This window comes from Bacteroides sp. ET336 (assembly GCF_024733815.1).
Taxonomy (GTDB): domain Bacteria; phylum Bacteroidota; class Bacteroidia; order Bacteroidales; family Bacteroidaceae; genus Phocaeicola; species Phocaeicola cellulolyticus.
Genome location: NZ_JANRHK010000060.1, coordinates 1 through 553, shown reverse-complemented (window position 1 = coordinate 553; position 553 = coordinate 1). Strand labels below are relative to the sequence as shown.

Genomic DNA, 553 nt, shown 5'->3' with positions numbered 1-553 from the left:
GTTTTAGCTTCGCTGACCGTTGGTTATTAATTATTAATTTTTAATTGAATTACATGAAATACCCTATAGGAATACAGAATTTTGAAGAGATACGCGAAGGCGGTTATCTTTATATCGACAAGACGGACATGATGTTTGATCTGGTGGATAATGGTAAGTATTATTTCCTAAGCCGTCCGCGCAGGTTCGGAAAGAGTCTTCTTATCTCTACGCTGGAGACTTATTTCAGTGGAAAAAGGGAGATGTTCGAGGGGCTGAAGATTGCGGAACTGGAGAAGGAATGGACGGAATATCCTGTGCTGCATCTGGACCTGAATACTGAAAGGTATGCCACTCCGAAGGATCTGGAGAACAAGCTTGACCTGTTTCTGAAACAGTGCGAGGCTCTTTATGGCAAGAATCCGGATGAGTATTCGCTTGCGACAAGATTTGAGGGGGTAATACGAAGAGCGGCGGAAAAGACTGGAAGGAACACTGTAATCCTGGTAGATGAATATGACAAACCGATGCTGCAGGCCATAGATAATGAGGAGCTGCAGGATGAGTACAGGAA

The 553-nt window shown here is 43.8% G+C and carries 1 protein-coding gene; it reads left to right on the top strand.

The annotated features are described in order from the left end of the window. Window positions 1-53: 53 nt before the first annotated feature. Window positions 54-553 (top strand): AAA family ATPase (locus NW213_RS16820; RefSeq protein ID WP_258323481.1); only part of this gene is annotated, 500 nt, incomplete at its 3' end.